The following is a 26,467-nucleotide window of genomic DNA, read 5'->3' on the forward strand; positions in this document are numbered from 1 at the left end:
AATTGGCCCAGGATTGAGCCATCATGATTGAGCAATGCTAGAGGCGCAAAATGCGGAGCTGTTCAACCGCAAAGCCACTGACCTGAGCCACTGACCTGAGCCATCTCCATGGGCCCATCGGAGCAACCAACATTGCCCATTGAAGAACCCACGATCGACCCCATGGGCCTCGATTCCAATTCGCATCTCCCTGGGTCGGCGGCAAAAGATGCCCGTGGTGATCGATCGAGCCTGGCCCCGATCGCCCCAGAATCAGCACCGGATTGGTCGGCAGTGATTGAGCAACTGCAAATTTTTCAGCGATCGCAACTTGACCAGCTTGCCCAAGACCTCGATCGCCTGAGCGCCGAGAAAACCCAATTACTGTTGGATCTCGATCGCCTAGCTCGCTATCGCCAACAACTGCGAGCACAGCCCGCTCCGGGACAATCTCTGTTGGATCCCACCAGCCAAGCTTGGGCCCAACAGTGGGCAAAACAACTGGCTCAACACATGGGATCCCACCTGAAAAGGGCGATCGACCAACGGTTTCAGGCCTTGGCTCAGGAATTGCGGCCCAGGGATTCCGGCGAGGCGATCGGCTCGCCCGTGGTGATCCATGGTCGTCTCAGTAGCACCGCGATTGAGCGACAATTGATGGCGCTGGATCAAACCCTGGCCCAAGTTTTCACCCATCTCCATCAAGACTTAGCGGCCTATGAACAGGCGCTGGCCCAACGACTCAGCCGATTGGCCCGGCGACAACAGCAGGGGGAATTGTTGTTGAAGCAGGTGATGGCTCGTTGGGAAACCTCGATCGCACCCAATGCTCTCGCATCCGATTCCCTTGGGTCTGAGCTTGGGGTTCCTGATCCTGAATCAACCGCGCCCGATCGGCCCGCTTCCCCGATCGCCCCCTTGTCCGATCCGGCTCCTGTGTTGTTCCCTCCCCCCCTTGTGGCCGTGAAACCCTCCGTCCCCCATCCTCAGACCCTGCGGCAACCGGGCTGGCTGTTGGCCCTGGTGGCGGCCCTGTTGTTGGCCCTGTTCAATGTGGCCCTGAAGCTGTTGTTTACGGGCAATGCTCCGGAAACCCTGTTAGGGGTGGTGACCCTACCCGGCATCATTGCGCCGGGGCTGGGCAATTCTTTGCTGATTTTGCTGTTGCGCACCCTGGCGATCGTCCTGGTGTTTCCAGCGCTGGCCACTTGGCTTTATCCCGCCACTTGGCAGGAAATTCGCCACCTGTGCCAAAGCCGCGATCGCCGGTCTTGGCAAATGATCTTGCTGAACGGCTTTTTCATGTTTGTGTCCCAAGTGCTGCTCTATGTGGCGATCGGGAATTTGCCGACGGGCTTGGCGGTCACCCTCTTTTTTCTCTACCCCGTCTTTACCCTGCCCCTGTCCTGGTGGCTATTGGGCGATCGCCCCACGGCCCTGCGCTTGTTTCTCACGGCCCTGATTCTGCTGGGGGGCGGCTTGGCCCTGCCCGAGGGGGGCCCGACCGCAGGCGATAACTGGGTGGGTCTCTCCAGCGGGCTAGCGGCCGGCGCAGCCTTCGCAGGCTATCTACTCACGGTGCAATGGGGAACCAAAACCTTGCATCCCGTGCCGTTCACCCTGGTTTCCTTCCTGTGGGTGTTTGTGTTGGCTTGCTTTGGACTCATTGCGCGGCCGGAGGCGGTGACGGTGCAGGTGTTGCCGGGGACTTGGGGCGGCCTGCTGTTGGGTGGAGTCATTTTGGGTCTGTTGACCTTAGGGGGCTACCTGCTGAATAACTTGGCGGTGCAACGGGTGGGAGCTGCTTGGACGGCCATTCTCAGCGCCTCGGGCAATGCTTTGACGGCCCTGGCGGCCTGGATTTTGATCCAAGAATCGCTGGCCGGGGGGCAATGGCTGGGCATTGGGTTGGTGACCCTTGGGGTGACGCTGCTGAGTGTGGAGCAGTTGAGCAAGCCGCGCCGATCGCCCCGATCACGCCAATCGCCCCAAAGCTAGGCCAGGTTAATCAACCATCGATGGTCTCGTGGGCCCCTTCTGAGACAATGGGGACGCTTTTGTCCTGATGCTTGCGTGCCGATGAAATCCTATTCGCTGCGATCGCCCGCCAAAATTAATCTCTATTTGGAAATTGTGGGCGATCGTCCCGATGGTTTCCATGAGTTGGCCACCGTGTTCCAGAGCATTGACTTGGCGGATCTCGTCCATGTGCGATCGGGAATGCAGGGCGTAATCCAAGTGGAGTGCGCCGCCGAGGGTGTGCCTAACGATGCCAGCAATTTAGCCTATCGGGCCGCAGCCCTGATGAGCGAGCGGTTTCCCGAAGCCTTCGCCAAATGTGGGGGCGTGTCGATCGAAATTGAAAAGCGAATTCCCGTGGCCGCTGGCTTGGCTGGGGGATCGGGCAATGGCGCGGCGGTGTTGGTGGGGCTGGACTTGGCCTGGGGCTTGGGCCTCACCCAAGGGGAGTTGCAGGAGTTGGCGGCCGAATTGGGATCCGATGTGCCCTTCTGTGTGGGCGGAGGAACGGCGTTGGCCACGGGACGCGGTGAGGTGCTGGATCCCCTCGCGGGGGTGGATCAGGTGTGGTTGGTGTTGGCAAAGTACCGCAGTTTGGGCGTTTCCACCCCCTGGGCCTATCAAACCTATCGCGCTCAGTTTGGGGCGGAATATGCCCGCACTCCAGAGGCCCAAGCGGCTCGGCATACGGCGGCCAAGTCTGGGCCCCTCGTGCGATCGCTCCAATCCTTGGCTGCGGGCGATCGAGCTGGTCTTTCGGGGTTGCGGCCCCTGTTGCGTAATGATTTGGAACGGGTGGTGTTGCCGGCCCATCCCCAAATTGCGCAGTTGCGGGACTTGCTCGATCGCTTGGCCCCGCTGGGAGCGATGATGTCCGGTTCAGGCCCCTCGGTTTTTGCCCTGGCCGAATCCGCCAGCCAAGCCCAGGAAATCCAAGCTGCCGCGCGATCGGCCCTGCCGGATCCGGATTTAGAATTTTGGGTCACCCAATTCAGTGCGGCGGGCATTCGGCCCATTAACCAGTCGGTTTAGCGGTGGATTCAGCCGTGGATTCAGCTATTAATTCAGGGATTCACTCGGAGGTGAATTCAGGAGGCGGTGAATTCGTTTCCGCCAGGGGCAACCAAGCCACGGCCATCGTTCCCTGAGCGATCGGGGGAAGGAGTCGATCGGGAGTTTCCCGCAACCGCAACCGAGCAGGTAGGGCGATCGGGGGGCTAAACAGTTCCAAGCGGCCGCCCATCTGCGTCATCAACTGACGGGCGATCGCCAAACCCAACCCCGTGCCTGGAATCGGGCTGGCGGCCTGAATTCCCCGAAAACCGCGCTGAAACAGCCGCTCCAAATCCGCTGGCGGGATATTGTTGCCCTGATTGCTGACCACCAGCGCCAGACCCCAACCGGCCGCGGGCGCATCTTGCCAAGCGGCAACCCGGGCCAACACCTGCACCCGACCCCGATCGCAGGCGTATTTGATGGCGTTATCCAGCAAATTGCTAAACACCTCTCGCCAAGCCGTGCCATCGGCCAAAACCGGCGGCAAATCGGCGGGTAACGACATTTGAAACGATCGCCCGCGTTCGATCGCCACCGCTTCCGCCGCCGCAATCGCATCCATCACCAAGGCCTCGACTGGCCAAGGGGCGATCGTCACTCCCGGCAACAGCAGGGCCGCTTTGTTTTCGGCGGGGGCGGGTAACTCCGACGGTGAGGGCTGGTCGGCACTGGGGGCCGCTGCCCCTGTCCAGTCCGGCGTATCAATCACTTGGCTAAAGTCCGTCAACATCCCTTGGAGTCGATCGCCCTCCCGCAGCAAGCTTTCCAGATGTGGGCGTGATCGATCCTCGCCCCCCAACCGCTTCAGCACCAACTTGCCGAATGTCCGAATGGCCGTCAGGGGATTGCGAAACTGGTGCAGCCAATTGTGTAGTAATTCCGCCTGGCGCTGTTGCGTGGTCTGTTGTTGGCGATAGGCCGCCTCCAACAGTTGATTGCGGCGATCGAGTTCGCAGGCCGCCGCCAAGGTCACCGCCACCCGCCCCGCCTGCTGGCGATCCTTGGGAGTCCAAGGTTTAGGGCGATCGAGCACCAACAGCCCCAACATCATCCCCCCTCGGGCCAAGGGCAGCACCAATCGGCCCGGGTGGGGTTGGGGATTGAATAGGGGATTCAACGCGGGGTCAACGGCTGAATGGGAATTGGTGGAACGGGCAGAGGCTGAATGGTCAGCATCCGTGATCTGGTTGGCCGCCGGGGGAATTGCTTCCGGCGCGATCGAGAAGTCCAGCACGTCCGGCCGATCGCCCGCTTGGTGACTAACCTCGGCCTCGGGCGCGATCGCAGAGGGGATCTCCGCCGGAGCCGCTGCCCAAGGGCCCGACCCCGACAGCAACCGCGATCGGCCCCGACTGCGCGATCGGCCCGTTCCCGCTTCCCCCAAAAACTGCGTCTTGGCCCGAGCCGGATATTCCAACACCGGCATCCAAGCCGGTTCCGCCGTTCCTGACCAATCCTGCGCCAAATACACCACACCCCGTCCCAGGTGCAGCGTTTCCGCCATCAAGGCCAACTGCGCTTGGCACAGGGCCAAAAAGGTTGAACTCGCCATTGCTCGCCACTCCCCCCTGGGGGCCTCCATCGGGGAACATTCGCGGTTGCCAGGGACTGGGGAGCGGCCGCGCCCGGTTTCCCGCATGGGGCGATCGCCGGCTTTGTGAAGAATTACGGCGTTGCTCTCCCCAAGGCTTGAGAACTCCTTAAGCTGGAGCTATCTCAAACCGCTTCTATTCAAATTGCTCCATCTAAACTGATTAAAAACCATTAAAAAGCCGCGAGGGATCGCAAGAACCTGGGGCGGCAATTGTGCAAAATCCAGGCGGTCTCTAGGTTTCTGGATGGACCAGCACTCACAATCAAACTGCTAAGAAATCGACAGAATAAAACATTGTAATTGAATTCATGTCGATCAATTAAAACAAGTTGAAATTTTGGCGCAAAGGCGATATACTTTGCACGGCTTTTGTAACCGTCACTACACTTATCTTGGCACGGGAGGTAAGGAGGTTGGCAAGGAGACGCAAGCGCAAGAGCCGTCGGCGGCAAGAAGGGCGACGGATTCTTGAGAATGTGCCACAGTATAGCATCGAATGTGGCGAAGATAAGCCGGTCACGGCCGCTCGCAAATTCATTAAGGCAGAGGGAATTCATCCCCCCGCTTTGGTGTTGGTGAAGCGCAACGAACACACCACGGATCGCTACTTTTGGGCCGAAAAAGGGTTGTTCGGAGCGCAATACGTTGAAGAAAACCACTTCCTGTTCCCGAGTCTTCGGCTCTGGGGCGATCAAGAAGGGGATGTGCCTGCTTTGGGAATGGTGGCCGCAGCGGCCCGCTAAGTCCATGGCAACAAAACTGAAACCCGCGTTGTGTGGAGCCTGAAATCAGACGTTTGAGGTCGTGGCTGCTCTGCAATTCGGGCAAAGTTAAGGTGCAAATCGTCTTGGGGGATGGATGCACGGAAACGTGGATTAATTGGTGATTTGTTATTGATTGGTGGGTGATGACTGTTGACCTTCCCTTGGCGATCGACTCCTACATCGCAGCGCCAGTGGACGATCGAGTGCATCACAGTTGACACATCAATCTCTCATTAGCAAAAAGCTCAATAGCCGACTAACGACGGGCCTAAGCGCGATCGCTTCTTGCGCGATGCCCTTGTGCGGCCCTGGGTGCTTCCAATTCAAAAAAATCCAGCAACGCCCGCGATCAGTCCGCTGATCCGTGGGCGTTGCTGGTTTTTTATGGGTTTGCAGGTGTGGGGTTCTAGGGTTGTGCTGTTCTTTTGAGCTAGGCAACCTGGGACAGCAAGGAACGGAAAAATCGACCCGTCAATGGGTTCATCAGCAAATCAGCAGTTACCACATGCCGCGAATTGGTTGTGCGGGGCGATCGGGGGTGACGGTGGTTTGTTGAACAGTGGTTTGTTGGCCGCTGCGTTGTACGGTGCGTTGTTGCACGGTGGTGGTCGTGGTCACGCTGGCTTGACTGGTGCTGACGTAGGCGCTGTCAGCATTGGCCAGTTGAATGGAGCCATTGCGAATCACGAGGGCATCGTTTCCCAGGGCAACGGCTTGGGCAAAGAAACGACCATCGACCAAGGCCAAGGTGATTTGATCTCCCGGATCGAGGCCCAGTCGGGTGCGATCGAGCTGGGTAATGCCCACCAAGCGAGTGGAACCATCGGTCAGCAACAGTCGCACCCGATCGCCCACCAAATCTTGAATCTCGCCGGTCACAATTTCCACATTCTCAGCGGGCCCCACCATCCACACCACTTCCGGCATTTCTGCCCGGGCGGGCAAGGGGGCCAGGGTGGCGGTGGTGACCAAAAGGGCGATCGAACCCATCACTGCGCAAGTCCATTTGCAAGCCATAACCAACTTCTCCAACGGAAGACTGTGAGTGCCAACGGAAGGACTCGATCGAGCGATCGAATCCGCCAACTGATTACTTCGCGGCCGTTGGGGGAAAGTCAGGATCACCAATTCGGCCTCGATCGGGCCCAGAGGAGCGATCACCAGGGGTTAATCAACAAATAATGAGGATGTTCTAATGAGGATTTTCTGAAGCGGGCGTGCGTTAAAACTCTGGGCCAGCGTCGATCGCAGCGGCCACCACATCCACAACAGCGGTGGTTTGGCGACCCGTGAGCCAATAGGTGCGCATGGGGCCGCGGCCCTTCACATCAATCTCGCCTCGGGATTCAAACTCATAGCGATCGCGTAGGGCCTGATACACCGTTTCGGTCACCTGAATTCGGCTGGCCAAGCCCTGGGACTCCATGCGACTGGCAATGTTGACCGTATCGCCCCAAAGGTCATAGATAAACTTACGAATGCCAATTACACCGGCAATTACGGGCCCGGTGTTCATGCCAATGCGAATTTCCAGCGATCGCCCCAAGGTTTGCTGAAACTCATCCTGAAAGCCGTGAATCACCCGCTGCATATCCAGCGCCATGTTGGCCATGGCTGCAGTGGGATCTTCCATGGGCAGGGGCAACCCAGCCGCCACCATGTAGGCATCTCCGAGGGTTTTGATTTTTTCCAGGTGATGGCGTTCTGCCAGGTGGTCAAACTGGGAAAAGATGCGGTTCAACCAGGTCACCAGATCGATCGGGGGCAGTTGGGACGAAAGGGGCGTGAAACCCACGATGTCCGCAAACAGAATGCTGACTTCTTCAAAATGTTGGGCGATCGGTTCCGATTCCGTGGATCCATCGGGCTGCACATTTTGCTTTAGGCGATCGGCCACGGTGCGGGGCAGGATGTTCAACAGCAATCGCTCTGATTTTTCCTGTTCCCGGCGCAGGGCTTCTTCGGCCTGTTTGCGTAAGGTGATATCTTCCACCACCCCCAACAACCCAATCACGCGGCGTTGATTGTCGTGAATCGGAATTTTGCTGATATCTAGCCAAATGGTTTCGCCCGTGGCTCCCGGTTTTTGCTTGGGGGCGATCGCGTGCCAAACGGGGCGATCGCTCTCAATCACCCGGCGATCTTGCTCCCGAAAGGCCTCCGCTGCCTCTGGATCTCGCACCAGGTCAAAATCCGTTAGCCCAATCACCGCTTCAGGGTTTTCCAGCCCCGCCGCTTCTGCCCAGTTTTTGTTGCAACCCTGAAAGACCAGATCGGTATCTTTCCAAAACACATGTTGGGGAATGCTGTCGAGAATTAGCCGCAAATATCGTTCCTTTTCTTGCAGCTTGGCTTCCGAAAGGGTGAGGGCGGCGGTGCGTTGTTGCACCTTCAGCTCTAGATTTTGGTTGGCTTCCTCCCAGGCGGCAAAGGCCTGCCGCAACTGAAAGGCCATGCGGTTAAAGGACTCGGCCAGGCGATCGACCTCCAGAATTGGGCTGGCGGCGGCGGTCTGATTTAAATTACCCTCAGCGATCGCCTCGGCGGCCCGGCTGATGCGACTGACGGGATCCACAATCCAGCGCGTGGTGGCGATCGCCATTAAGACGGCCAAGCCTAAAGCGCCCAAACAGAGCAGAGCGGTGATGCGGGTATTTTCCTGAATTTGGGATGTGAAATCCCGCTCGGGGACAACCGTCACAGTCACCCAGTCAAGTCCATAGTCATTTTCCAGGGGCAACACATCGATGAAGACACGATCGCTCCCCTTCGGTCGCACAATGCCCTGATATCGCTTGCTGACCTGGCGATAGGTGCCAAAGCGCTCCCGCAAAAACTCACCCGCTGCCCGAATTCGAGGATCGCGGCTCTCCTCCGGTTTCAGCCGCTGGGGTTGGTTTTGGGCATCCCGCAAAAACAGGGGTTCCTCAGATGACGTGGCCACCAGGGCCCCGGTCAACCGCTCCACAATGAACATTTCTCCGGTTCGCCCTACCTTCAGACCCCGTAAAAAGGTGGAAAGCTGCTCCAAGGGAAGGTCGATCGCCAGCACACCCTTGAGTGTTTCCGTGGTCAGCGGTGTGCCACTGGCGGTCACCGTACTGGGGTTGCTGGTGTAAACGGGCAAGGCCGGAGTAATGCCCAAAACCGGCGGCTCCGTGAACACATAAATGGGCGACCAGGCCAAGCCCCCCCGAGCCACAGCAGCCCGATACCAAGGGCGTTTACGGGGGTCGTAGGGCCGGGAGCTAACGAAGCGATCGCGCTGGCCCTGCTTGTTCAGGGTGTAAATTCTCCAGTTGGGAGCCGTTGCCGTTGTTCGCACGGAGACCGTGGAAGGGTTGCCGCGCTCAACCTGCAAAAAATTGCCCTCCGCGTTGCCGTAGTAGAGGGTGGAGACCTCCGGTGTGATGTGTACCTGATGCCAAAAGTAGCGCTGAAGGGCGGCGAAGTCGTTGAGGTTGAGGTTACCCGCCGCCACGGATGCAGCATCAATGCGCAAAAACAGCTCGGATGTGCCCAAATACCCCTGCACATGCTGTTCCACCTTGGCCGCAATTTCGCCACTGAGCCTGGCCGCGAGGTCATTCACGGCCCGCTGGCCATTTCGCAGTGAGAGCCATCCCGTGAGTCCAACGGCCCCGGCCACTTGCAGGACGAGCGGCACGACCAACCAGCGCAAGCGTAGTTGTCGGAACCGCTTCGGGATCGACTGGATGGGTTGCACGAGTTTCATAGGGTGTCTAACGGTGCGGGTGGGGCGTGGTCAGGATCAGGAATGGAAAACCAGGCCTCGCTTGGGTTTCCATGTTGCAATTTGTTGCGGCTGAGAGAAACCGGCGCAGCAAATTGCAGCAGCCGACGAAAGTGCTCCGATGAAAAATGAAAAACGTGCCGAGACTTGAACGAGTCTGGGTTGCAGCCTTCGCGCGGGCATCAGAATCGTTGAGGACGGTGGTTTGATTCTGGCATTCTCGGGGGAACTTGTGGGGTGATACACCCAGGCGCAGCTTGTGACTTCCTGCGGCGCGACGGTTGATCATGATCGACCCGATCGACCCGCTGCGGCCCACCCGAAGATCGTTAAATCCAGTAAGGCAACCAGCGCACACCCTCAATTCCCCAAATCCGCAGTTGCCAGTCAAAGGGGGTGAGGGGCCAGCCCAAATAAACGGGCAGCCAAAACAGAAAGGACAGCCCAATCAAAATCATGGCGGCGAGCGAGAGGGGGCGATCGGAGCGGGATTGCCAGAGCCGATCGAGCAGCCAAGCCAAGACCAAGCTCGAAAACACAAACGCTCCCATGTAGTGGTAGAGAAAGGTGCAACGAGAGACCTTGGCCCAGGGCAGCCAGTTCGCCCCGTAGTTCACCAGGCAATAGGTCAACATCAAAACTTCAGGCGATCGCGCGGCGGCCCCGATCGCGCCCGATCGTTCCCACATCAGTCGCAATTGCCAGCGGTGGGATCCCAACCGCACCACGGGACTTTCCAAATAATCGGTGCTGACCAAGGGGTTCGCCAAAGCGGCCGGTTGCGCGATCGATCGCCACCAGTACCGCCCCAACCACCACAGGGCCACAACCAACGCCCCCGCCGTCAGCCACCAGAGCAGTGGATTTCCCAGGGCATGTACGTCATAAACCGTTGGCGTGCCGGCCGGGAGATCCTTGGGGATCGGGTTTTGATAATCGATCGGGGCGTTGGGGCCGCTGGTGCGGGCGTAGAAATAGGCGATCGGGCGCAACAGCAGGGGCCAAGTGAACCAACGGGAACAGTAGGGATGGGCATCATCACCCCCAACCCGATGGTGGTAGCGCAACAAGTCTTGGTTAAATTCCCAAATACTTTTGCCGGGATTCATTTGGGCATGGGGAATCCACAGCAGCCAATAAATCACCAACGGCAGCAGCCCCAACATCAATCCCATTTGGATCGGGCTGAAGCGCTGAAGGAGTGTTAAGGGATTTGCAGCCGATCGCCCCGTGCGGGAACTGGGGCTGTTTTCAATGCTCTCGGGTGGTTCGGCATTCTCGATCGGCTCGGTTGATTGCCGGGTCGTGAAACCAGGGCGATCGAGCCAATGCCAAACTCGCCACAGGGCCCAACTGCCCCAAGCCCCCACCAAAAAGGCCAAGCCATTCCACTTCACGCTGGCTGTGCAACCAAACCCCAAGCCCGCCACCGCCAGCCAGGCCCACACCTGCCAGTGGTAGCGCGATCGCCCGGCCATGGCCCGCGCCGCCATCAGCCAGCCACAGTGACCCAACAGGCCAAAGATCACCAGGTAAACATTGTTTAACCCATAGCGGGATTCCACCAAAAACAGCCCATCCAGGGCGATCGCCCCCGCCGCCACCAGGGCCAACAGCCGCCGCCCGGAAATTAACCAAGCCAACCAGGCCACCACCAACGGCATCAAAGATCCCACCAACGCATTCAGCCAGCGATAGCTGACCGTGGCTAGCAGGGAACCGGTTGCTTGGTTGGTGTTGTCGCGCCCCCACTGAAAATGCTCACTGATGGCAATCCCGATCGCAATCAGATACTTACTGAGGGGGGGATGGCCATCTTCAACGGGTTTGCCCACCAAGTAATCGCGGGCGAACTGGGCAAAGTAAACCTCATCAAACACCAAGGTGTTCAGGTGGCCCAAGTGCCAAAATCGAACGATCGCCCCCACCAGCACGATCGCCCCCAGGATCCACCACCAATGGGATTCCCAGTGCCATCGCAACCTGGAAGATCTTGGAAAATCCCCCCGATTGGCTTGAGCTTCCTGGTGTGGTGAGTGGTCTAGGGGCGATCGCACATCAGCCATGACAAAACCCATGGAAAAAAGGCCATTTTAAGGGCCATTGCAGCGGCCGCAATTGCGAGGCCCCGCGAACGGACGCTTAAGGATTTGCGTTGGAACCCGTGCCTTGCCAGTCGCTGCCGATTTGAATCGTCACGTCGGATCCCAAAATGCCCGAGCTATCCACCCGCACATCACCCCGCCCGATCGCTGCCTTCACCTGTTCCGCCGTATCCGCATCCCCATTTTGGGCAATCACCCGCGTCGTGCTGATCGTTTCCTTCCAAGACCGTGCCACAAACGTTTGGCGATAGCCCATCGCTTCTAATTGCCGCGCCACCGCCCTAGCGGCCTCCGGATTGCCGCTGGCATCCTGCACCGCCACACGCACCTGCGACATCGATCGACTGTCGCCGGAACCGACCCCATGTTCAAAATGCTTAGCCATCATGTCCCGAATCTGATTCGGGTAGGGCAACCAATAGCTCGTGCCGTAACGGGCAATATCTCCGTAATCCCCCGGAGTCACCAGCATTTGCACATTTTGGCGATCGACCTGGGTGGCAAAGCCCGCCAGCGCCACAATCTCCTCCATGCTGAGGTTAGTGTCCAAATTCTCCCGAATCACCGACAAAATATCCGGTAACTTCAGCAGCGTGGTGGGGTTCAGGGCCTGTTCCTTCAGGCTGCGCATGGCCATCTGCTGGCGCTGGACCCGGCCAATGTCTCCATACTCATCGTGACGGAACCGCAAAAACGCCAGCGCCTGTTCCCCATTCAGGTGTTGCCGTCCCTGTTTCAGATTGATGTAAAGGTGTTGGCTGTCGTCTTGATACTTCATGTCACGGGGAACATAGACCGTTAAGCCCCCCAAAGCATCCAGCAGCTTTTCCACCCCTTGGACATTAATCCGCATGTAGCGGTCGATCGGTACACCCCCCAACAGCTCGCTCACCGCCTTGGCGCTCAGGGCCGGCCCCCCACGACTGTTAGCAGCATTAATTTTGGTCATCCCCAGGCCATCCACCCAAGCCCGCGTATCCCGAGGAATCGACAGCACCGATAGTTTTTTCTGGCTGGGGTCAAACCGCACCAAAAACATCGTGTCCGACAGACCCTCAAAGGAGTTCACCAGCGCATGGTAGCCATACTTGCGACTCAGGCTATCATCCACGTCGGAGGTAATGACCTTAATCCCCAGCACCAAAATATTGACCGGCCGGGTGAGCTGCGGCAGTTGCAGACCCAGGCTGGAAATGGGTTGATTGTTCCCAAAAACCGCCTTTTCCTCTTTGCTCAATTCCCGCTGACTGAGGCTGGGGGAACTGAGGGAAACGGCCAGCAACGCCCCCGTGGTTGCGGAGATGGTGGCCACGCCCAAGAGGCTAAACAACAACCAGAACCAGCGGAAGCGATTGGCCCGAGGCTTGGGTTGCGGCGCTGGGGAGCGAGACATATCGGTAGCGTTGGTTTGGGGATGTCGATCGGTCAAGGGTGAGGAGGCGCGGTTGGAATGGCGAGTGGACACGGAATTCCTCAAAAGGGGGTCAAGGGCGGAGAGTTGATGAGAGAGTAGCGCACTGAATGGGCGATCGGGCAGGGGCACTCAGGTGGCTCTGGCAGGGCGATCTCCACTTGATGAGGCTCTGAGAACCGCTGGGAGTGCGGTGTGGGGTGGCTGCCCAGACACCAATCTGACCGTTCTGACCATGGAAAGCAGAGCACAGCGACCCGGCCGCATCGGCGGGGAAAACCACTAGGTGCAACTGCCGTAGCGCAATCATCGGGGATGGGTGCGCAAAACTGCCGTCATTTTAGCGGCGTTTTGGTGCGATCGCGGTGGATCATCCGGAGAAGACTAAGCAAAAATTCGCCGGAACTTTTTAGCAGGATTTAACTAGCTTTGACTGAGAGTTCAGCCGAAAATGCGATTCCCCAAGCGGTTCCCGATCATCATTCCCAAATCCCATTCCTAGATCTCAGCTCTTTTCGGCACTGCTCAGGATGGGTTGGGAATCAGTCCAGGATCGGCCCCAGATTTGTTTGGGGTAGGGTTGGCCAGCTCATGATTGCAGGCTGTTGGCAGCCGCCAAGCTGGGAACCTGACGGCTAGCGGGTCTTGTTTGAGTCTTGATTTAGTAGCGACTTGGTGGCAATTCGATGGCGAGTTGGTGGCGATTCGATGTTAAGGCGCTGTTGAGGCGATGCTGAGATGCGATATTGGAATGCGATATTGAGATGCAATATTGAATTGAACCGGCGTTAACACTATTGAAGCTGGCGTTGAAACCGTGCAAGATACCAGGCTCAACAACCTCCTAGGCGCGATCGCCCGGGGATTAGGAGGATGGCTCCAAAATCCTTGGCGGCGCACTTCTGTACAGTGTTTGGCGGTGTTGGTGGGGTTCTTTGGGGCTTCCGCCTTGATCACCACAGCGGGCCAGGAGGCTGCCTGGGACTTGTCCATGGCGGGCATTTTGGCGGTGTTCTGCGAGGTGGTGAGCATTGTGGTCTATCGCCGCTGGAATGCTCGGGCTACAGATTTCAGCGGGCGATCGCCCCTGTGGCTGTCGGTTTTGAATTTACTGAAATTAGGAATGGTTTACGGCCTGTTCTTAGAGGCTTTCAAATTGGGAAGCTAACCCAAATAGGAAAAAGGCCCCGCTCTGCTGGGGCGGATGGCCTGAAGTTGGGGAGTGCCTGTGAGGTGATAATTGACAGCGAGTGAGCGCTGACATTGCAAGGCTTTCACGAGCTGATCGTGCCTAAATTAGGGCACTACCCAAACGCCCTCATGATTCCTAGTCGCGCTCTAACTCACCTTGAGCGACTTGCTAGCCAATCCAGACCAAGTTCTCAGCCGCGTCTCGAAAATCGTCGGACGCAGACACACCATTACAGGTGGTAATTTCCGGGGACTCCTCACCATCGCGGGGGCGATCGGGTGGGGGCGGCGGTGGTGGAAAGGAAGGCGGCGGCGGCGGTGGTGGAGTTAAGCCCGCCGTGGTTTTTGCGCTGGTGGGGCCGTAATGCTTGCGGTGGCGCAAACTAGCATCATCGGTGCGGAAACTGCCCGCCGGATCAGACACAGCAATCGGCATTCTGGCGGATGGGGGAGCCGGGGGCCGCTTGTTAGGTTCCACCGAGGTCGAGGCCGATCGCACAAATCCTTTGCGGTGGGGACTGGCGGGTGCGGCGGCCCGGGCGGCACTGGTGCGCTGGGTTGCCACAGCCATGGACTGACGGAGCGATCGACGTTCCGGCTCGATCACTTTGTCCATGAAATATTCGATGGTTTGCTCGCGAACCCAACCCCGTTTCGACAAAATTTCCCCAAACCGCAACCCCGTCACACTCTGATCATTCAGAGCAACAGTGACTTGAGCGGGCGCGAGCAAACCCGCCTCCACAAGGTATTGACCCAGGGGCTTAAGGCCGATCGACCGGGGCCAGGCTGCTGGCTGTCCCGAGACCGATCGATCTGTGCTGGGAGACGGTTGATTCTCCATAGCCAACCTCTACTACGACAAGGGATACAAGCGGGAGCGCGATCATGGCAGGGCAGAATCCAGATGCGTCCCTCCGCAAAAGCCGAATTCGGGAACCACCAGAGAAGGAAAGGAACTGGATTGCAACGGAACAACGGAACTGACCATCCACGTTATTACAGAGTTAACGGGGGGTTCAGTGGGGTTTAGCCCCCTAGGGGGTTGTCATCGTTGAATCTGGTCATGTTCAGAATATTATGGCACTGGATTTGTCATCCGAGTAATTACGGAGAATTTTCGAGATTTCAGGCTCCGCCTCAAGCGTAACATGCCCCAATAGTGCCCCCCCGCTGCACAACACTCCTAGCAAAAGCGAAATGCAGGAGACACTTCCGCTGCACTTCGCCTACTCATCGCAACGGCATCACAGACTCAAATCTGGGTTAGCCCGAATGGTGCATCTGGAGGATTGGCATAATTCAGATAACTGTTCTAGAATCAGAGCAGGTATGATCAAATCAAAAAATCATGAATAACATTTCAATACAGAGTGTTAACGAACAATCTCCTTACCTGAAAGACATTATCGCGTTAGGTGATGCCAATAAACAAACACTTGGGTTCTTGCCGGAGTCAGTTTTTATAGAGCAAGCAATGAGTCTAGGAATAATAGTTGCTGTTACCCAAGACGGTCAATGCGTTGGCTATTTGATGTATAACCTTGCTAAGCGTAATCGTCATGTCAGAATTATGCATTTATGCGTTGATAAAAACTTCAGAGGCTTAGGAATTGCAAAAAGACTCAATGATTACCTCATTGAAAAAACCAAAGATATTGCGTATGGAATTCAACTGTCTTGTAGAAAAGATTATCCAATTAGTCAGATGTGGCCCCGCTTAGGCTATGTGGCGATTTCTGAAAAGCCTGGGCGAAAAAAATCTGGATCCACTTTAGTTAATTGGTGGCTTGATCATCATCACCCATTGTTATTTGATCTCAAAAAGGAGGATCTTTCAGTAAGCTTAAGGGTAGCAATTGATTCACAGATTTTCTATGAGCTGTCTTCAAGAGAAGAAAAAAGCAACAGAGAATCATCTAATCGTGAAGTTGAACTGCTTGAACTTGATTGGCTTAACGAAGAAGTAGTACTTGGAGTAACTGAAGAAATATTCACTGAGATCAATCGCGACTTCAAAACTCAGCAAGAGAAGGTTAAAAAGAGGTTGGCAGTAGATAAGTTCAATCTCATCAAGTCCACCCTCGTTCAAGATGGCGAGGTACTTTCAACTCTTGAGTCTTTATCATTCACAAATTGTGCGATTCCAGAAATCGCGTCATGCCTACGGCACATCACTCGTTGCGTCAATGCAGGAGTTCCAATATTTTTGACTTTAAATAAAGATCTATTAAGTCTCCAAGAAGCCATTCAAAAAATTTCTGGCATCCTTGTTCTAAAGCCTTCAGAGCTGTTGATTCGGCTAGATGATATTTTAAAACAAGTTCAATATCAGCCTGTTCACTTAGCTGGTTTAGAGTTTAAGAGCCAAACGATTTCCGAAGTTTCAGATCTAGCATTATTACTGAGCATCTTTTCTTCATCAGACTCAACGGAACCAGAGGAGAATTTTAGAAAATACCTATATGACTCTGCACAAGGACTCCTAAGATCACAACTAATTACACACAACAAAAGGCCAATAGCTCTTGTCATTTCTGATATGTCTTCGTCAAAGGAAGCTGTTATTAGATGCTTGAGGGCTACGAAGAGTAGTTATTCTAACACCATCCTACGACATGTCCTATTTCAGTTTGTTACCCAAGCAGTTCAAGATAAAATTGCTATCACAAAAGTCATGGATTCACACATCTCTGAAGATGTTGGATTGGCACTTCAAGACAGCAATTTTATTGCTTTGCCCAATTCTTCAGAATGGGTGAAAATACACTATCAATGTTCAGCAGAATTAGAGAATGCGTCAAGAGCACTAGCAGAACTTTCTAGTCTTCATAGAAGCTACAAATTATTGCCAATGTTGCTTACCAAAATGTCTGATTCTAATTTTCTGAATGACTCAATTAGTATTTCAGATGTAGAAAAACTACTCTGGCCACTCAAAATACTAGATGCAGAGCAGCCCAGTTTTATTATTCCAATTACTCCCAAGTGGGCTAAGGAACTATTTGATTATAAATTAGCGAATCAGACCCTATTTGGAGCCTCCAATCCAGAAGTGTTTCTTAACACAGAATCAGTTTACTATCGCAGTCAGCTTCCCACAGGGGGATTGAAACCCAATATTTGCGGAAGGATCCTGTGGTACGTCAGCAAAGGACGACATCGTGAGTATGTATCAACTCAAGCAATTCGTGCTTGCTCACAAATTGATGAAATCTTAGTAGATTACCCGGAGCGACTATACAATCGTTTTTCAAGATTAGGAATCTATGAACTCAGTCAGTTGATTGAAATTTCCAAGGCTCCTGACGGATCTCGCAAAATCATGGCAATCAAGTTCAGTAATACTGAAATCTTTCAGAATCCAATTCATTTAGCTCATGTTCGCGACATTCTTCAAAATCAGGCTCCTCTTCAATCCCCATATAAAATTAGCCCGAGACAGTTTTCAGAGATCTATATGAATGGAATGCTTCTAGTAAATGATTAACAACCCAACTACGTTACTGATTTCAGTTCATACTAAGTACGTTCAGCTCATGATGGATGGAATTAAAACAGTTGAACTACGGAAAGTAAAGCCCAGAATTAAGCCGGGTGACTTTGTGCTAATTTATGAATGTGCTCCCAAGAAGAGGCTGTCTGCACTGTTCGCAGTGAAAAATATAACCTCTGGAAGCATCACAGAATTATGGAGAGAAGTTCAGGATTCTGCAGGAGTTTCATTTGAGGAGTTTCAGAATTATTACCACAAGTCTTCCTTGGGCTATGGAATTTGGCTTGAACATATCAAAACCTTTTCATATAAGCTAACTCTAGAAGAAGTTAGAAAAGTATGGCATGATTTCCGTCCTCCGCAAAGTTATTATTATTTAAGGGGCGAAGACATTTCTCTGCTAGAAAACTTAATTCAAGATCCGATTATATCAAGTACAGTACATTCAAGACAGGAAGTTTTATTTTCTGCCTAAAAATCAAGCTTTTTAGTAACAATTTGGTCAATCTTATTCAGATATCTTTCAAGATTTTCCAAAGGTATCTATGTCTCAATGTACATTAGTAGATCAAAATGAAATGAATAAAAAATCTCCACTTCGCCTACCAGTAGTTTCAGCAAGTTCTGAATATCTTGTCATGGGCTACTTAATGCGTAGGAATATTTTGACTTATAAAGCACCTCCTAATCATGAAGGTTATGACTTGATTTGCATTCATCCAGATCCTAGGCATCTGATAAGAGATTGTGAAATGGCTCAAGTTAGAGTTCAAGTTAAAAGTCGCTACGCAACAGACTGTGATCGAGCTTTCCCTATCAAGGAAAACAGTTTAGATGCATTCGATTTCTTGGTCGTTGTCTTTCTGAATATTGGGAGATTTAATAGAAATCATGATGGCTCTTACGGAGCTGAAACCATCGAATTTTATACTCTGCCCAATCAGTTTATTAGAGAACATCATCATCCCAACTCATCATGGCAAAAAGTTCGCTTGCGAGGATTGGAAACAGAAATCGAGCAATACAAAGATGCTCAGGGCTTTGAGCAAATTGCTGATGCTTTAGGTATTGAGAAGCCAATGCGGTAGTGCCTGTGAAGTAATGATGCTAGCCTAGCAATAGTCATTCACCGCTCCAGCTCATGCCTGCTTGCCCTCAATGCCAATCCAGTCACACGGTTAAAAATGGTCGTATCCACAACGGCAAGCAGCGCTTCAAATGCAAAGCCTGTGGCCGCCAGTTCATTGAGCACCCCACTCAGAAACGAGTCACACCTGAGCAGATCGCCCTCATTGATCGTTTGCTCCTAGAGCGTCTCTCCCAAGCCGCGATTGCGCGGGTCGCACAGGTCTCTGAATCCTGGATTGAATCCTATGTGGCAGTCGAAGCCGGTCGCATCCCTCGCCAGGCGCAAGTGCGCCCTAAAAAAAAGCCGTTTAATCCTGCAACTAGACGAGCTTTGGTCTTTTGTGGGTTCCAAGAAGCAAAAAGTCTGGATCTGGCTAGCGCTGGATGCCGTGACTCGCGAGGTTGTTGGGATGGTCATGGGGAATCGTTCAGCCCAGTTAGCCCAAAAGCTATGGGAGAGCTTGCCGGGTGTCTATCGCCAATGTGCAGTCTGCTACACCGATTTTTGGGAAGCCTATCGCAGCGTGATTCCCAGAAAACGACATCGGCCTGTGGGCAAAGAAACCGGATTAACGAATTACGTGGAGCGATTGAATAACACCTTGCGTCAGCGGATTAGTCGTTTAGTGCGGCGCACCCTGTCTTTTTCCAAATCCTTGGTCAATCACGAAGCAGCGATTTGGCGATTTATTCACCACTACAATGCCTCATTGCCAGTCGCTTCATAGTCCATCATTACTTCACAGGCACTACCGCCAATGCGAGCTAGAAACTAGCCTTTCATTTCTACATTTCATTCATACCTTTTGATGAGTGAAAATTCTTGCAGTAGGTCAACAAATCAGGCTAATGCTTACAGCTTGTTCAAGAAATACATGCAACGGCTTTTTCTCAGGCTAGAACCATGTCGGATGTGTCTACTGTACTAATTCAGTACTGAACAAGCTGTATGAGGTAATAAAGTTTGGTAAAAGATTAGACCTCTTGCGCGAATCAGCTAACAGCCCTCATCCCCCAACCCCTTCTCCCAAGGAGGGCAAAGGGGAGCCAGAAATCGGGAATAACGGCGATTTCGTTGTTGGTTGCCAAATCCCTCTCCCGACTTGGGAGAGGGATTAGGGTGAGGGTTTTGATTGATGCAAGAGGTCTATTGCTTGCGCAGCAAAACCGTGACTCGTTCATTATTCCTGAATTACGGCACTACTAAAATTGGCTCAAGGGTTAACTGTAAAAAAATGAAGGCTCAGTCTTCCATTGTTTTTAGCGCAAGCTCAGCCAGTTCCATCACGTCGTAGCGCTCAAATGGCTGATGAATCCAGGGATTATGGGGCAAATAACAGTCGTAATAATCCGGGGCGATTGATGAACAGCCCTTGTACCAAATCACGGCCGTGCGCAGGTCGCTGAGATCGTAGCGATCGCGCAGCCACTGAATCGAAGCCTTCAGGGTTGCTCCCGAGTCGGCCAAATCATCCACCACCAACACCCTCGGCCCCAGGCGATCGCCCGTCATGGCCAAGCTTTGGGCAAATTTGAGCTGCCCCCGTTCCCGCCCCAACTCTCCGGCATAGGAACTGGCAAACAGAATGGCTAAGGGTTTGTGAAACAGGCGCGAGAAAATATCACCCACTCGCAGGCCCCCACGGGCTAAACAGACAATTTGGTCAAATGCCCAGCCCGATTGATGCACTGAACAGGCTAGCCGTTCGATCGCCCGGTGATAGTCCTCCCAGGAGATGTATAAATCATTACCTAGATCGTTATTTTCTATCCGTAATTGCCGCTTGGGTGTTTCAGTCTCGATCGGGGTTCCAGGGGCGATCGGGGATGGGGCTTGGGAATTGCAGGGCGAATCAGAGGGCATGGCAACCATATCCAGGAGGAGTATCGATCAAATCATCAAACAAACATTGAATAGATCAAACTGAATAGATCAAATAGATTGAAGAGCACGATCCGTAACGCGATCGTCAGCGAGGGCCAGGCAATCGGGAAACCGGGAATCCAAACCCACAACAAAGAGCGGCCATCAACTCATCTCCAGCCCGATCGCGTAGATCTGGGTATGGAGAATGGGTCGATCGCCGCTGTAATTTCAGACTTGGGCAGTGATTGCGCGCCGGGCCGTTGAAACCTGTTGATTGTTTTTGATCGGATAGACTCATCAAAAGCGGTCTATTAGATCCAACTAGAGCCAACTCCGATAGATCCAATAGATCCAACAGGCTTTTTCAACAGTTCCTAGCCAACTCTCAAGCCCTACAGCTTGGCCCCGCAATGGGAACAGAACTGGTGGCTCGGGTGATTATCCGTTTGGCAGTTGGTGCAAGTTTGGTGGCTCACGGGGGTTTCCCGCTTCACTTCCGGCAAACCCAACATTTGGGCATTGCTCTTACCAGGAGCCACCATCGGGTAACAGTTTTCATCGCGCCGCACCCGCACATCCAACAGCACCGGGCCATCATAAGCCAGCATTTCTGCGACGGCCGGCGCAAGCTGGCTGCGCTCCGTCACCAAAATGCCCTTGATGCCAAAGGCTTCGGCCAACTTGCCAAAGTCGGGCATCCCCACTTCCATGTTGGACGACGAGTAGCGCTCACCATAGAAGGCTTCCTGCCATTGGCGCACCATCCCTTGCCAGCCGTTGTTCACAATCACGGTTTTGGCGTTGATTCCAAACTGGGCCAGGGTTCCCAGCTCCTGGATGTTCATTTGCACGCTGGCATCGCCGGCCACGCAAATCACCTGGTGATCTGGCAAGGCCACCTTCGCGCCCATGGCCGCCGGAATCCCGAAGCCCATGGTTCCCAAGCCAGCGCTGGAAATCCAACGACGGGGGCCGTTCTTCAGGAACTGCGCCGCCCACATTTGGTGCTGCCCCACATCGGTGGTGTAGTAAGCATCGGGGGCTTGGCGACCCAGCTCGACGATCACTTCTTGGGGGGCGATTTCGTTGTCGTAGCTGGGGACTACCAAGGGATAGTCAGTTTTCCATTGGTTGATGCGGGTGTGCCAAGCGGCCGTTTGGGCCGGATCGCTGACGATTTCCAGCTCCCGCACCCGATCGAGCAGTTCAATCAGCACCTGCTTCACGTCACCGACGATCGGCACATCGGGCACGCGGGTTTTGCCCACCTCGGCCGGGTCGATGTCGATGTGGATCACCTTGGCACGGCTGGCGAACTCATCAAGCTTGCCGGTGACGCGATCGTCAAACCGCGCCCCCACCGCAATCAACAAATCGCACTCGGTCACGGCAAAGTTGGCGTAGGCCGTGCCATGCATCCCCAACATGCCCAAGGCCAGAGGGTGATGCTCATCAAAGGCCCCCTTACCCATCAGAGTCGTGGTGGTGGGCAGGCGGAAATGGTCGGCCAAACGGGCAATTTCCGCGTGGGCCCCAGCCGCGATCGCGCCACCACCCACATAGAGCAAAGGACGCTGACTATGGCGAATCAGTTCGATCGCCTGGGTGATTTGGCGCGGATTGCCCTTCACGGTCGGCTTGTAGCCCGCCGGCCGGATCGATCCTGGCTCCACCGGCACATAGTCAAATTCTTCCAGACCCACATCCTTGGGCACGTCAATCAGCACCGGGCCCGGACGACCGGAAGAGGCGATATAGAACGCTTCCGCCACGATCGCCGCCATATCGGCCGGATCGCGCACCACGTAGGAATGCTTAACGATCGGCAGCGTAATGCCCCAAATATCCGTTTCTTGGAACGCATCAGTCCCGATCGCCGTGCGCGGCACTTGGCCCGTAATCACCACCAAGGGAATCGAGTCCATGTGGGCCGTGGCAATCCCCGTCACCAGGTTGGTGGCCCCGGGGCCGGAAGTTCCGAAGCAAACCCCCACCTGACCGGTGGCGCGGGCGTAACCATCCGCCGCGTGGGCCGCGCCCTGTTCATGGCGCACCAAAATATGTTTCAGTTGGCCCGATACTTCAAAGCCGTAGAGTTCGTCATAGATCGGCAGGATCGCGCCGCCGGGATAGCCGAAAATGTGCTTCACGCCATGACGGCACAGGCTATCGAGCAGAGCATAAGCGCCCGTGCGCCGCGTCACAGGCACGATCGAAGAGTCAATTTGGGAAGCGTTTCGCGATCGCACGAGCAGGAACCTCTAAAGGCGAAGAGTAAACGGTGGGCAAACGATCACATCGAAGGAAAGCTCTACCACAACATGACTTCGATCGGTGCGATCGTAACCTAGTTTACCGATTGATCGGGATTGGAAGCTAGGTCTCTGTCAAGGTTTTCTGGCCCCGATCGCGAGTTTGGGCATGGGGGCAATTCGGTTGTGATTGGGACGCTGTGGTGATCCCCCGTTCAGGATCAAAGAGTGATGTAGATCACAAATTTTCGATCCGCTTAAGGTTTCTGATCCGCTTAAGGTTGGCGATCCAGTTTGTTTGTTGGCGTTGCTTCACCGCGAGGGTTTGGCTTGGCCGTTCAAAAATTGCTGATATTGGCGCAAAATCATGCGCTGAACCGCAATAATTGCCGGATTGATTTCCACATACCGCCGTTGCGGATCGCGATCGATCGCCCGTTGTTCGCTTTCCATCATTTCAATGTCTTGATTCAGAAAGCGCATAAAGATTTTTTGCTCAATTAGCTTGGCAGCCCAGGGCCGCAACGCCTGCACCAGCCAACCGGGCAGCCCTAACCGCAAAAAGAAAATCGCAAACGATCGGCTCTCCCGCAGCCCCACCGGCAGGCGCATTAGATAAAGGCTCGAAACCCCTTCTAGGCGACTGAAAAAGTGCGGATAGCGATATTGCACCGTCACGGTTTTGGTGGTGACTTGATCGGCCGACTCCGTAAAGCCCAAAAACTTGGCCATTTGCCCCTTATAGGACACTTGGTAATCGGCCACGATCGCGTTGCCTTCGTCCTTGAGCTTCAGCAACACCGGATCAAACCAACCCTGCAATTCTTCGTGCAAAAACCCGTGGAACACATCCATCGAGTTTTCATTACAAACCGAAAAATGGGCCCGAAACTGTCCCGTCACCGGCACGGCCAGCCATTGGGGATCGTCAAATTCAGGAATTTCCGGCAGCGGCATTTGATCCGCTAGGCTCTGGTCGCCGGGAAACACCCAAATGATCCCGTAGCGATCGACCGCTCGATAGCTCTGGGCTTGGGCACAGGGCAGCTTTTGGCTCGGTGGCAAGTAGGGAATCTTGCGACATTGGCCCGCTCCGTCAAACTCCCAGCCATGGTAACGACAGGCGAGATGGTCGCCCATCACCTTGCCCCGGCTCAGTTCCACGCCGCGATGGGGGCAGGCATCTTCGAGGGCCTGGACGGCTCCCGATCGATCCCGATAGAGGGCTATTTTTTGCTGCCACACTTCCACGCCCAACACTTGCCCCGCTGCCAACTGGCTAGACCAAGCCACCGCATACCAGAAATTGGGATTAATTCCCGCCTGGCGCACGCTGTTTTGCACCTCGTGCTGCTCTAGGGCGATCGCCCTGATGGGGGCTGCTCCGTCGCTGGAATCACCCAAGGCCGAATTGGCAGACTGCTCAGGAGTCTGATTGGCAGATGTCACCATGACAACTTTGGCAACTGATTGGCAACTAAACGACTCTGCCAGCTTAGTACAGCGTCGTTCTTGTGGTTTAGGTCGCTCGATCGCAAAACGCGATCACAAAAACGGAGAGAGAGGGATTCGAACCCTCGTTAGAGTTACCCCTAAACAGCATTTCCAGTGCTGCGCCTTCAACCGCTCGGCCATCTCTCCAGATGACAGGACGTTATCTTATCAGGCTGATGCCGGTTATGGGAAGAGAACGATAAAATCTAGCTTCAGCGCGGCGGCAATCCCTGCGACCCGATCGCGCTGTGCTGGTTGGCCCCTAGATGCCCAAATCCCCCATGACCTACAGTGCTGAAGATCGATCGACCGCCACCCAAACCTATCGGGTGCGGATTCATAACCGCCAGCGGGGCACGGTTCATGAAGTGCAAGTGCCCGGCGATCGCTATATTTTGCAGTCTTCGGAAAATCAAGGGGCAACGCTACCTTTTTCCTGTCGCAACGGGGCTTGCACGGCCTGTGCGGTGCGCGTGCTGGAAGGCAAACTGAGCCAGCCAGAGGCTATGGGTCTGTCGCCTGCTTTGCGCGATCGGGGCTATGCCTTGCTCTGTGTCAGCTATGCCGAATCGGATCTGGTGGTGGAAACCCAGGACGAAGACGAAGTATATGAACTGCAATTTGGCCGCTATTTTGGCAAGGGCAAAGTCCGCCGCGGCCTGCCCCTGGATGAAGATTAAGTCACCGGATCGGGTTCAACCGTCGCCCCAAGGGCGATCGAGCACCCCATCAACCAGCCCATTCGCGACCCCATCAGCAATCCCACGCATCGGGATAGCCACCAGCCCCAAACAGCTCGCCCAAACGCCCACTCAACCCCGCACCGGGCCACTCCCCCCAGTCATTCGCAGCCAGCCTTGGCGCAGGGCGATCGCCCTTGGCCTGATCCTGGGGTTGCTCACCGGTTGTGGCAATTCGGCCCTCACCGGGGTGCAGGTGGTGGTGAACCGCGTGCCCAGCGGCAACACCCTGGAGGTGCGCGGCACGGGAGCCGATGCCAAGCGGCTGGAAACCGTCCGCCTTCTGGGCATTGATGCTCCGGACTTGCGCCAACAGCCCTGGGGGATTAAGGCCCAACAAACCCTGATGGAGTTGGTGGCGGGGCAAACGGTTTGGTTGGAATTTGAGTCCGGGGAAGCACGCGATCGCCTCGGTCGGCTCTTGGCCTATGTTTGGCGGGATGGGCAGCTTGTGAATGAGCAACTAACCAAGGCGGGCTATGCGGTTCCGGCCAGTCGATCGGGGCTGCTGAAGTACGATCGCCGCATTTTCTACGCCCAGGAATATGCGCGGATTTTGGAGTTGGGTGTTTGGGATCCCCGATCGCCCATGCGGTTGCGGCCCAGCGAATTCCGTCGCCAAAACCCCTCCTAACTGGCGGAAACAGACTGCGAGGTTAATCAACAGCTTTTGCAGGATGCATAACCTTAGAAAACGTTGGATTGAAGCATGAGTCAGTTACCGGATCAGGCAACGTTGCAACGACTGCTGGAAATTGCCACGGAAGCGGCCCTGGCCGGAGCGGCAGTGGTGCGATCGTTTTTGGGCAAAATTGAGGCCGAGGAAAAAGGGCGATCGGGCGACCTGGTGACTGCGGCCGATCGCGCCTCGGAAACCGCCACCATTGAGGTACTGAGTCGCCACTGTCCGCAAATTCCCATTTTGGCGGAAGAGTCCGGGGCGATCGGGGGAACCCAAAACAGTGACTATCTTTGGGCGATTGATCCCCTGGATGGAACCACCAATTTTGCTCACCAATACCCGTTTTTTGCCGTTTCGATCGGGCTGCTCTTTCAGGGTCAACCGATCGTTGGGGTCGTGGCCGATCCCGAGCGCGGGGAACTGTTTCGAGCGGCCAAAGGACTCGGGGCCACGCGCGATCGGATCCCAATGCGGGTCTCACGCACCGATCAACTGAGCCGCAGCCTGTTGGTGACCGGTTTTGCCTACGATCGCCGCGACACCAACGACACCAACTATCCTGAATTCTGCTACCTCACCCACTTAACCCAAGGGGTACGACGCGGCGGATCCGCCTCGATCGACCTGGCCTATGTGGCCTGTGGGCGGTTGGATGGCTATTGGGAGCGGGGACTCTCCCTTTGGGACATTGCCGCCGGCATCGTGTTGGTGCAAGAGGCTGGTGGCCAAGTCAGCGCCTACGATGGCAGCCCCGTCAATCCCAGCAGCGGCCGACTCGTGGCCACCAACGGCCACCTACATGATCAACTCTGTGCGGCCCTGGCAACGGTTCCCAAGCTTGACCTGTGGCACCAGCCCCCCGCCACCTGGCCGAAAGTTGGTCAGTAGCGCCCATTGGGGGTTAATCAACCGCCAGATTCCTCAGTCCCCACCCG

21 protein-coding genes and 1 tRNA gene are annotated in these 26,467 nt (G+C 55.1%); 12 read left to right on the forward strand and 10 right to left on the reverse strand.

The window, feature by feature from the left end; all coding sequences use genetic code 11:
* Positions 1 to 108 precede the first annotated feature (108 nt).
* Positions 109 to 1,977, forward strand: a complete 1,869-nt coding sequence (locus H6F46_RS08760; protein ID WP_190354365.1) for an EamA family transporter — start codon at positions 109 to 111, stop codon at positions 1,975 to 1,977.
* A gap of 81 nt (positions 1,978 to 2,058) precedes the next feature.
* Positions 2,059 to 3,030: a 4-(cytidine 5'-diphospho)-2-C-methyl-D-erythritol kinase gene (gene ispE / locus H6F46_RS08765; RefSeq protein WP_190354363.1), complete on the forward strand. Its 972-nt coding sequence runs from the start codon at positions 2,059 to 2,061 to the stop codon at positions 3,028 to 3,030.
* Positions 3,031 to 3,070: 40 nt separating this feature from the next.
* Here the strand turns inward: ispE and H6F46_RS08770 are convergent, their stop codons facing one another.
* Complete coding sequence (locus tag H6F46_RS08770) at positions 3,071 to 4,606, reverse strand: sensor histidine kinase KdpD (protein WP_190354361.1); 1,536 nt, start codon at positions 4,604 to 4,606, stop codon at positions 3,071 to 3,073.
* Between the two features lie 455 nt (positions 4,607 to 5,061).
* On the opposite strand from H6F46_RS08770, the gene H6F46_RS08775 reads away from it, so the two are divergent.
* Positions 5,062 to 5,391, forward strand: a complete 330-nt coding sequence (locus H6F46_RS08775; RefSeq protein WP_099534815.1) for a DUF3155 domain-containing protein — start codon at positions 5,062 to 5,064, stop codon at positions 5,389 to 5,391.
* Positions 5,392 to 5,910: 519 nt separating this feature from the next.
* Here H6F46_RS08775 and H6F46_RS08780 read toward each other — a convergent pair.
* The 4 genes from H6F46_RS08780 to H6F46_RS08795 all read right to left on the reverse strand — a co-directional run bounded on the left by H6F46_RS08780 (position 5,911) and on the right by H6F46_RS08795 (position 12,736).
* Positions 5,911 to 6,573 carry a hypothetical protein gene (locus H6F46_RS08780; RefSeq protein WP_190354359.1) on the reverse strand — a complete coding sequence of 221 codons (663 nt, stop codon included), beginning with the start codon at positions 6,571 to 6,573 and terminating at the stop codon, positions 5,911 to 5,913.
* 61 nt (positions 6,574 to 6,634) lie between these two features.
* A complete protein-coding gene (locus H6F46_RS08785; RefSeq protein WP_190354357.1) occupies positions 6,635 to 9,148 on the reverse strand; it encodes an adenylate/guanylate cyclase domain-containing protein in 2,514 nt (837 codons plus the stop codon).
* Positions 9,149 to 9,495: 347 nt separating this feature from the next.
* Positions 9,496 to 11,244, reverse strand: coding sequence for a phospholipid carrier-dependent glycosyltransferase (locus H6F46_RS08790; protein WP_190354355.1), 1,749 nt, complete (start codon positions 11,242 to 11,244; stop codon positions 9,496 to 9,498).
* Between the two features lie 64 nt (positions 11,245 to 11,308).
* A complete protein-coding gene (locus H6F46_RS08795; protein ID WP_347278295.1) occupies positions 11,309 to 12,736 on the reverse strand; it encodes an LCP family protein in 1,428 nt (475 codons plus the stop codon).
* Positions 12,737 to 13,499: 763 nt separating this feature from the next.
* On the opposite strand from H6F46_RS08795, the gene H6F46_RS19820 reads away from it, so the two are divergent.
* Complete coding sequence (locus H6F46_RS19820) at positions 13,500 to 13,850, forward strand: DUF565 domain-containing protein (protein WP_190354353.1); 351 nt, start codon at positions 13,500 to 13,502, stop codon at positions 13,848 to 13,850.
* Positions 13,851 to 14,042: 192 nt separating this feature from the next.
* Here the strand turns inward: H6F46_RS19820 and H6F46_RS08805 are convergent, their stop codons facing one another.
* On the reverse strand, positions 14,043 to 14,717 hold the full coding sequence (locus tag H6F46_RS08805) for a hypothetical protein (protein WP_190354352.1): 675 nt from the start codon (positions 14,715 to 14,717) through the stop codon (positions 14,043 to 14,045).
* A 507-nt stretch (positions 14,718 to 15,224) separates the two neighbouring features.
* Between H6F46_RS08805 and H6F46_RS08810 the strand changes: the two genes are divergently transcribed.
* The 4 genes from H6F46_RS08810 (at position 15,225) to H6F46_RS08825 (ending at position 19,225) form a co-directional block, all read left to right on the forward strand.
* On the forward strand, positions 15,225 to 17,363 hold the full coding sequence (locus H6F46_RS08810; protein WP_190354350.1) for a GNAT family N-acetyltransferase: 2,139 nt from the start codon (positions 15,225 to 15,227) through the stop codon (positions 17,361 to 17,363).
* The gene (locus H6F46_RS08815; protein WP_255508938.1) at positions 17,356 to 17,844 is read left to right on the forward strand and encodes an ASCH domain-containing protein; all 489 of its coding nucleotides are present in this window, start codon (positions 17,356 to 17,358) and stop codon (positions 17,842 to 17,844) included. The genes H6F46_RS08810 and H6F46_RS08815 overlap by 8 nt, the downstream gene beginning before the upstream one ends.
* 70 nt (positions 17,845 to 17,914) lie before the next feature.
* Positions 17,915 to 18,457, forward strand: coding sequence for a hypothetical protein (locus H6F46_RS08820; protein ID WP_242027856.1), 543 nt, complete (start codon positions 17,915 to 17,917; stop codon positions 18,455 to 18,457).
* Between the two features lie 53 nt (positions 18,458 to 18,510).
* Positions 18,511 to 19,225 (forward strand): IS1 family transposase gene (locus tag H6F46_RS08825; RefSeq protein WP_242027857.1). Its coding sequence is split into 2 segments (ribosomal slippage): positions 18,511 to 18,797 and positions 18,796 to 19,225, totalling 717 coding nucleotides; the frame shifts between segments, so codons are not numbered across the junction.
* Positions 19,226 to 19,740: 515 nt separating this feature from the next.
* Here the strand turns inward: H6F46_RS08825 and H6F46_RS08830 are convergent.
* Positions 19,741 to 20,361 (reverse strand): phosphoribosyltransferase, encoded by a 621-nt coding sequence (locus H6F46_RS08830; RefSeq protein WP_190354345.1) that lies wholly within the window; start codon positions 20,359 to 20,361, stop codon positions 19,741 to 19,743.
* Between the two features lie 78 nt (positions 20,362 to 20,439).
* On the opposite strand from H6F46_RS08830, the gene H6F46_RS08835 reads away from it, so the two are divergent.
* Positions 20,440 to 20,628, forward strand: coding sequence for a hypothetical protein (locus H6F46_RS08835; protein ID WP_190354343.1), 189 nt, complete (start codon positions 20,440 to 20,442; stop codon positions 20,626 to 20,628).
* A 128-nt stretch (positions 20,629 to 20,756) separates the two neighbouring features.
* On the opposite strand, the gene ilvB is transcribed toward H6F46_RS08835, so the two are convergent.
* The 3 genes from ilvB to H6F46_RS08850 all read right to left on the reverse strand — a co-directional run bounded on the left by ilvB (position 20,757) and on the right by H6F46_RS08850 (position 24,257).
* Positions 20,757 to 22,613, reverse strand: coding sequence for a biosynthetic-type acetolactate synthase large subunit (gene ilvB / locus H6F46_RS08840; RefSeq protein WP_190354341.1), 1,857 nt, complete (start codon positions 22,611 to 22,613; stop codon positions 20,757 to 20,759).
* A 315-nt stretch (positions 22,614 to 22,928) separates the two neighbouring features.
* Positions 22,929 to 24,068 carry an aromatic ring-hydroxylating dioxygenase subunit alpha gene (locus H6F46_RS08845; RefSeq protein ID WP_190354339.1) on the reverse strand — a complete coding sequence of 380 codons (1,140 nt, stop codon included), beginning with the start codon at positions 24,066 to 24,068 and terminating at the stop codon, positions 22,929 to 22,931.
* A gap of 102 nt (positions 24,069 to 24,170) precedes the next feature.
* Positions 24,171 to 24,257: transfer RNA gene (locus H6F46_RS08850), tRNA-Ser, on the reverse strand.
* Between the two features lie 134 nt (positions 24,258 to 24,391).
* Here H6F46_RS08850 and H6F46_RS08855 point away from each other — a divergent pair.
* The 3 genes from H6F46_RS08855 to H6F46_RS08865 all read left to right on the forward strand — a co-directional run bounded on the left by H6F46_RS08855 (position 24,392) and on the right by H6F46_RS08865 (position 26,420).
* Positions 24,392 to 24,790, forward strand: a complete 399-nt coding sequence (locus H6F46_RS08855; protein WP_099535405.1) for a 2Fe-2S iron-sulfur cluster-binding protein — start codon at positions 24,392 to 24,394, stop codon at positions 24,788 to 24,790.
* Positions 24,780 to 25,484, forward strand: coding sequence for a thermonuclease family protein (locus tag H6F46_RS08860; RefSeq protein WP_190354337.1), 705 nt, complete (start codon positions 24,780 to 24,782; stop codon positions 25,482 to 25,484). Before H6F46_RS08855 ends, H6F46_RS08860 begins: the two co-directional genes overlap by 11 nt.
* Before the next feature lie 75 nt (positions 25,485 to 25,559).
* Positions 25,560 to 26,420 carry an inositol monophosphatase family protein gene (locus H6F46_RS08865; protein ID WP_190354335.1) on the forward strand — a complete coding sequence of 287 codons (861 nt, stop codon included), beginning with the start codon at positions 25,560 to 25,562 and terminating at the stop codon, positions 26,418 to 26,420.
* Positions 26,421 to 26,467 lie beyond the last annotated feature (47 nt).

It is taken from the genome of Limnothrix sp. FACHB-1083, from assembly GCF_014696485.1.
In the GTDB taxonomy this organism is placed as follows: Bacteria; Cyanobacteriota; Cyanobacteriia; order CACIAM-69d; family CACIAM-69d; genus CACIAM-69d.

Bases quoted from the DNA above. Each gene is read 5' to 3' on its own strand.
- H6F46_RS08760 (WP_190354365.1), top strand. From the start codon at position 109: ATGGGCCCATCGGAGCAACCAACATTGCCCATTGAAGAACCCACGATC.
- ispE (WP_190354363.1), top strand. From the start codon at position 2,059: ATGAAATCCTATTCGCTGCGATCGCCCGCCAAAATTAATCTCTATTTG.
- H6F46_RS08770 (WP_190354361.1), bottom strand. From the start codon at position 4,606: ATGGCGAGTTCAACCTTTTTGGCCCTGTGCCAAGCGCAGTTGGCCTTG.
- H6F46_RS08785 (WP_190354357.1), bottom strand. From the start codon at position 9,148: ATGAAACTCGTGCAACCCATCCAGTCGATCCCGAAGCGGTTCCGACAA.
- H6F46_RS08790 (WP_190354355.1), bottom strand. From the start codon at position 11,244: ATGGGTTTTGTCATGGCTGATGTGCGATCGCCCCTAGACCACTCACCA.
- H6F46_RS08805 (WP_190354352.1), bottom strand. From the start codon at position 14,717: ATGGAGAATCAACCGTCTCCCAGCACAGATCGATCGGTCTCGGGACAG.
- H6F46_RS08810 (WP_190354350.1), top strand. From the start codon at position 15,225: ATGAATAACATTTCAATACAGAGTGTTAACGAACAATCTCCTTACCTG.
- H6F46_RS08815 (WP_255508938.1), top strand. From the start codon at position 17,356: ATGATTAACAACCCAACTACGTTACTGATTTCAGTTCATACTAAGTAC.
- H6F46_RS08820 (WP_242027856.1), top strand. From the start codon at position 17,915: ATGTCTCAATGTACATTAGTAGATCAAAATGAAATGAATAAAAAATCT.
- H6F46_RS08830 (WP_190354345.1), bottom strand. From the start codon at position 20,361: ATGCCCTCTGATTCGCCCTGCAATTCCCAAGCCCCATCCCCGATCGCC.
- H6F46_RS08845 (WP_190354339.1), bottom strand. From the start codon at position 24,068: ATGGTGACATCTGCCAATCAGACTCCTGAGCAGTCTGCCAATTCGGCC.
- H6F46_RS08855 (WP_099535405.1), top strand. From the start codon at position 24,392: ATGACCTACAGTGCTGAAGATCGATCGACCGCCACCCAAACCTATCGG.
- H6F46_RS08860 (WP_190354337.1), top strand. From the start codon at position 24,780: ATGAAGATTAAGTCACCGGATCGGGTTCAACCGTCGCCCCAAGGGCGA.
- H6F46_RS08865 (WP_190354335.1), top strand. From the start codon at position 25,560: ATGAGTCAGTTACCGGATCAGGCAACGTTGCAACGACTGCTGGAAATT.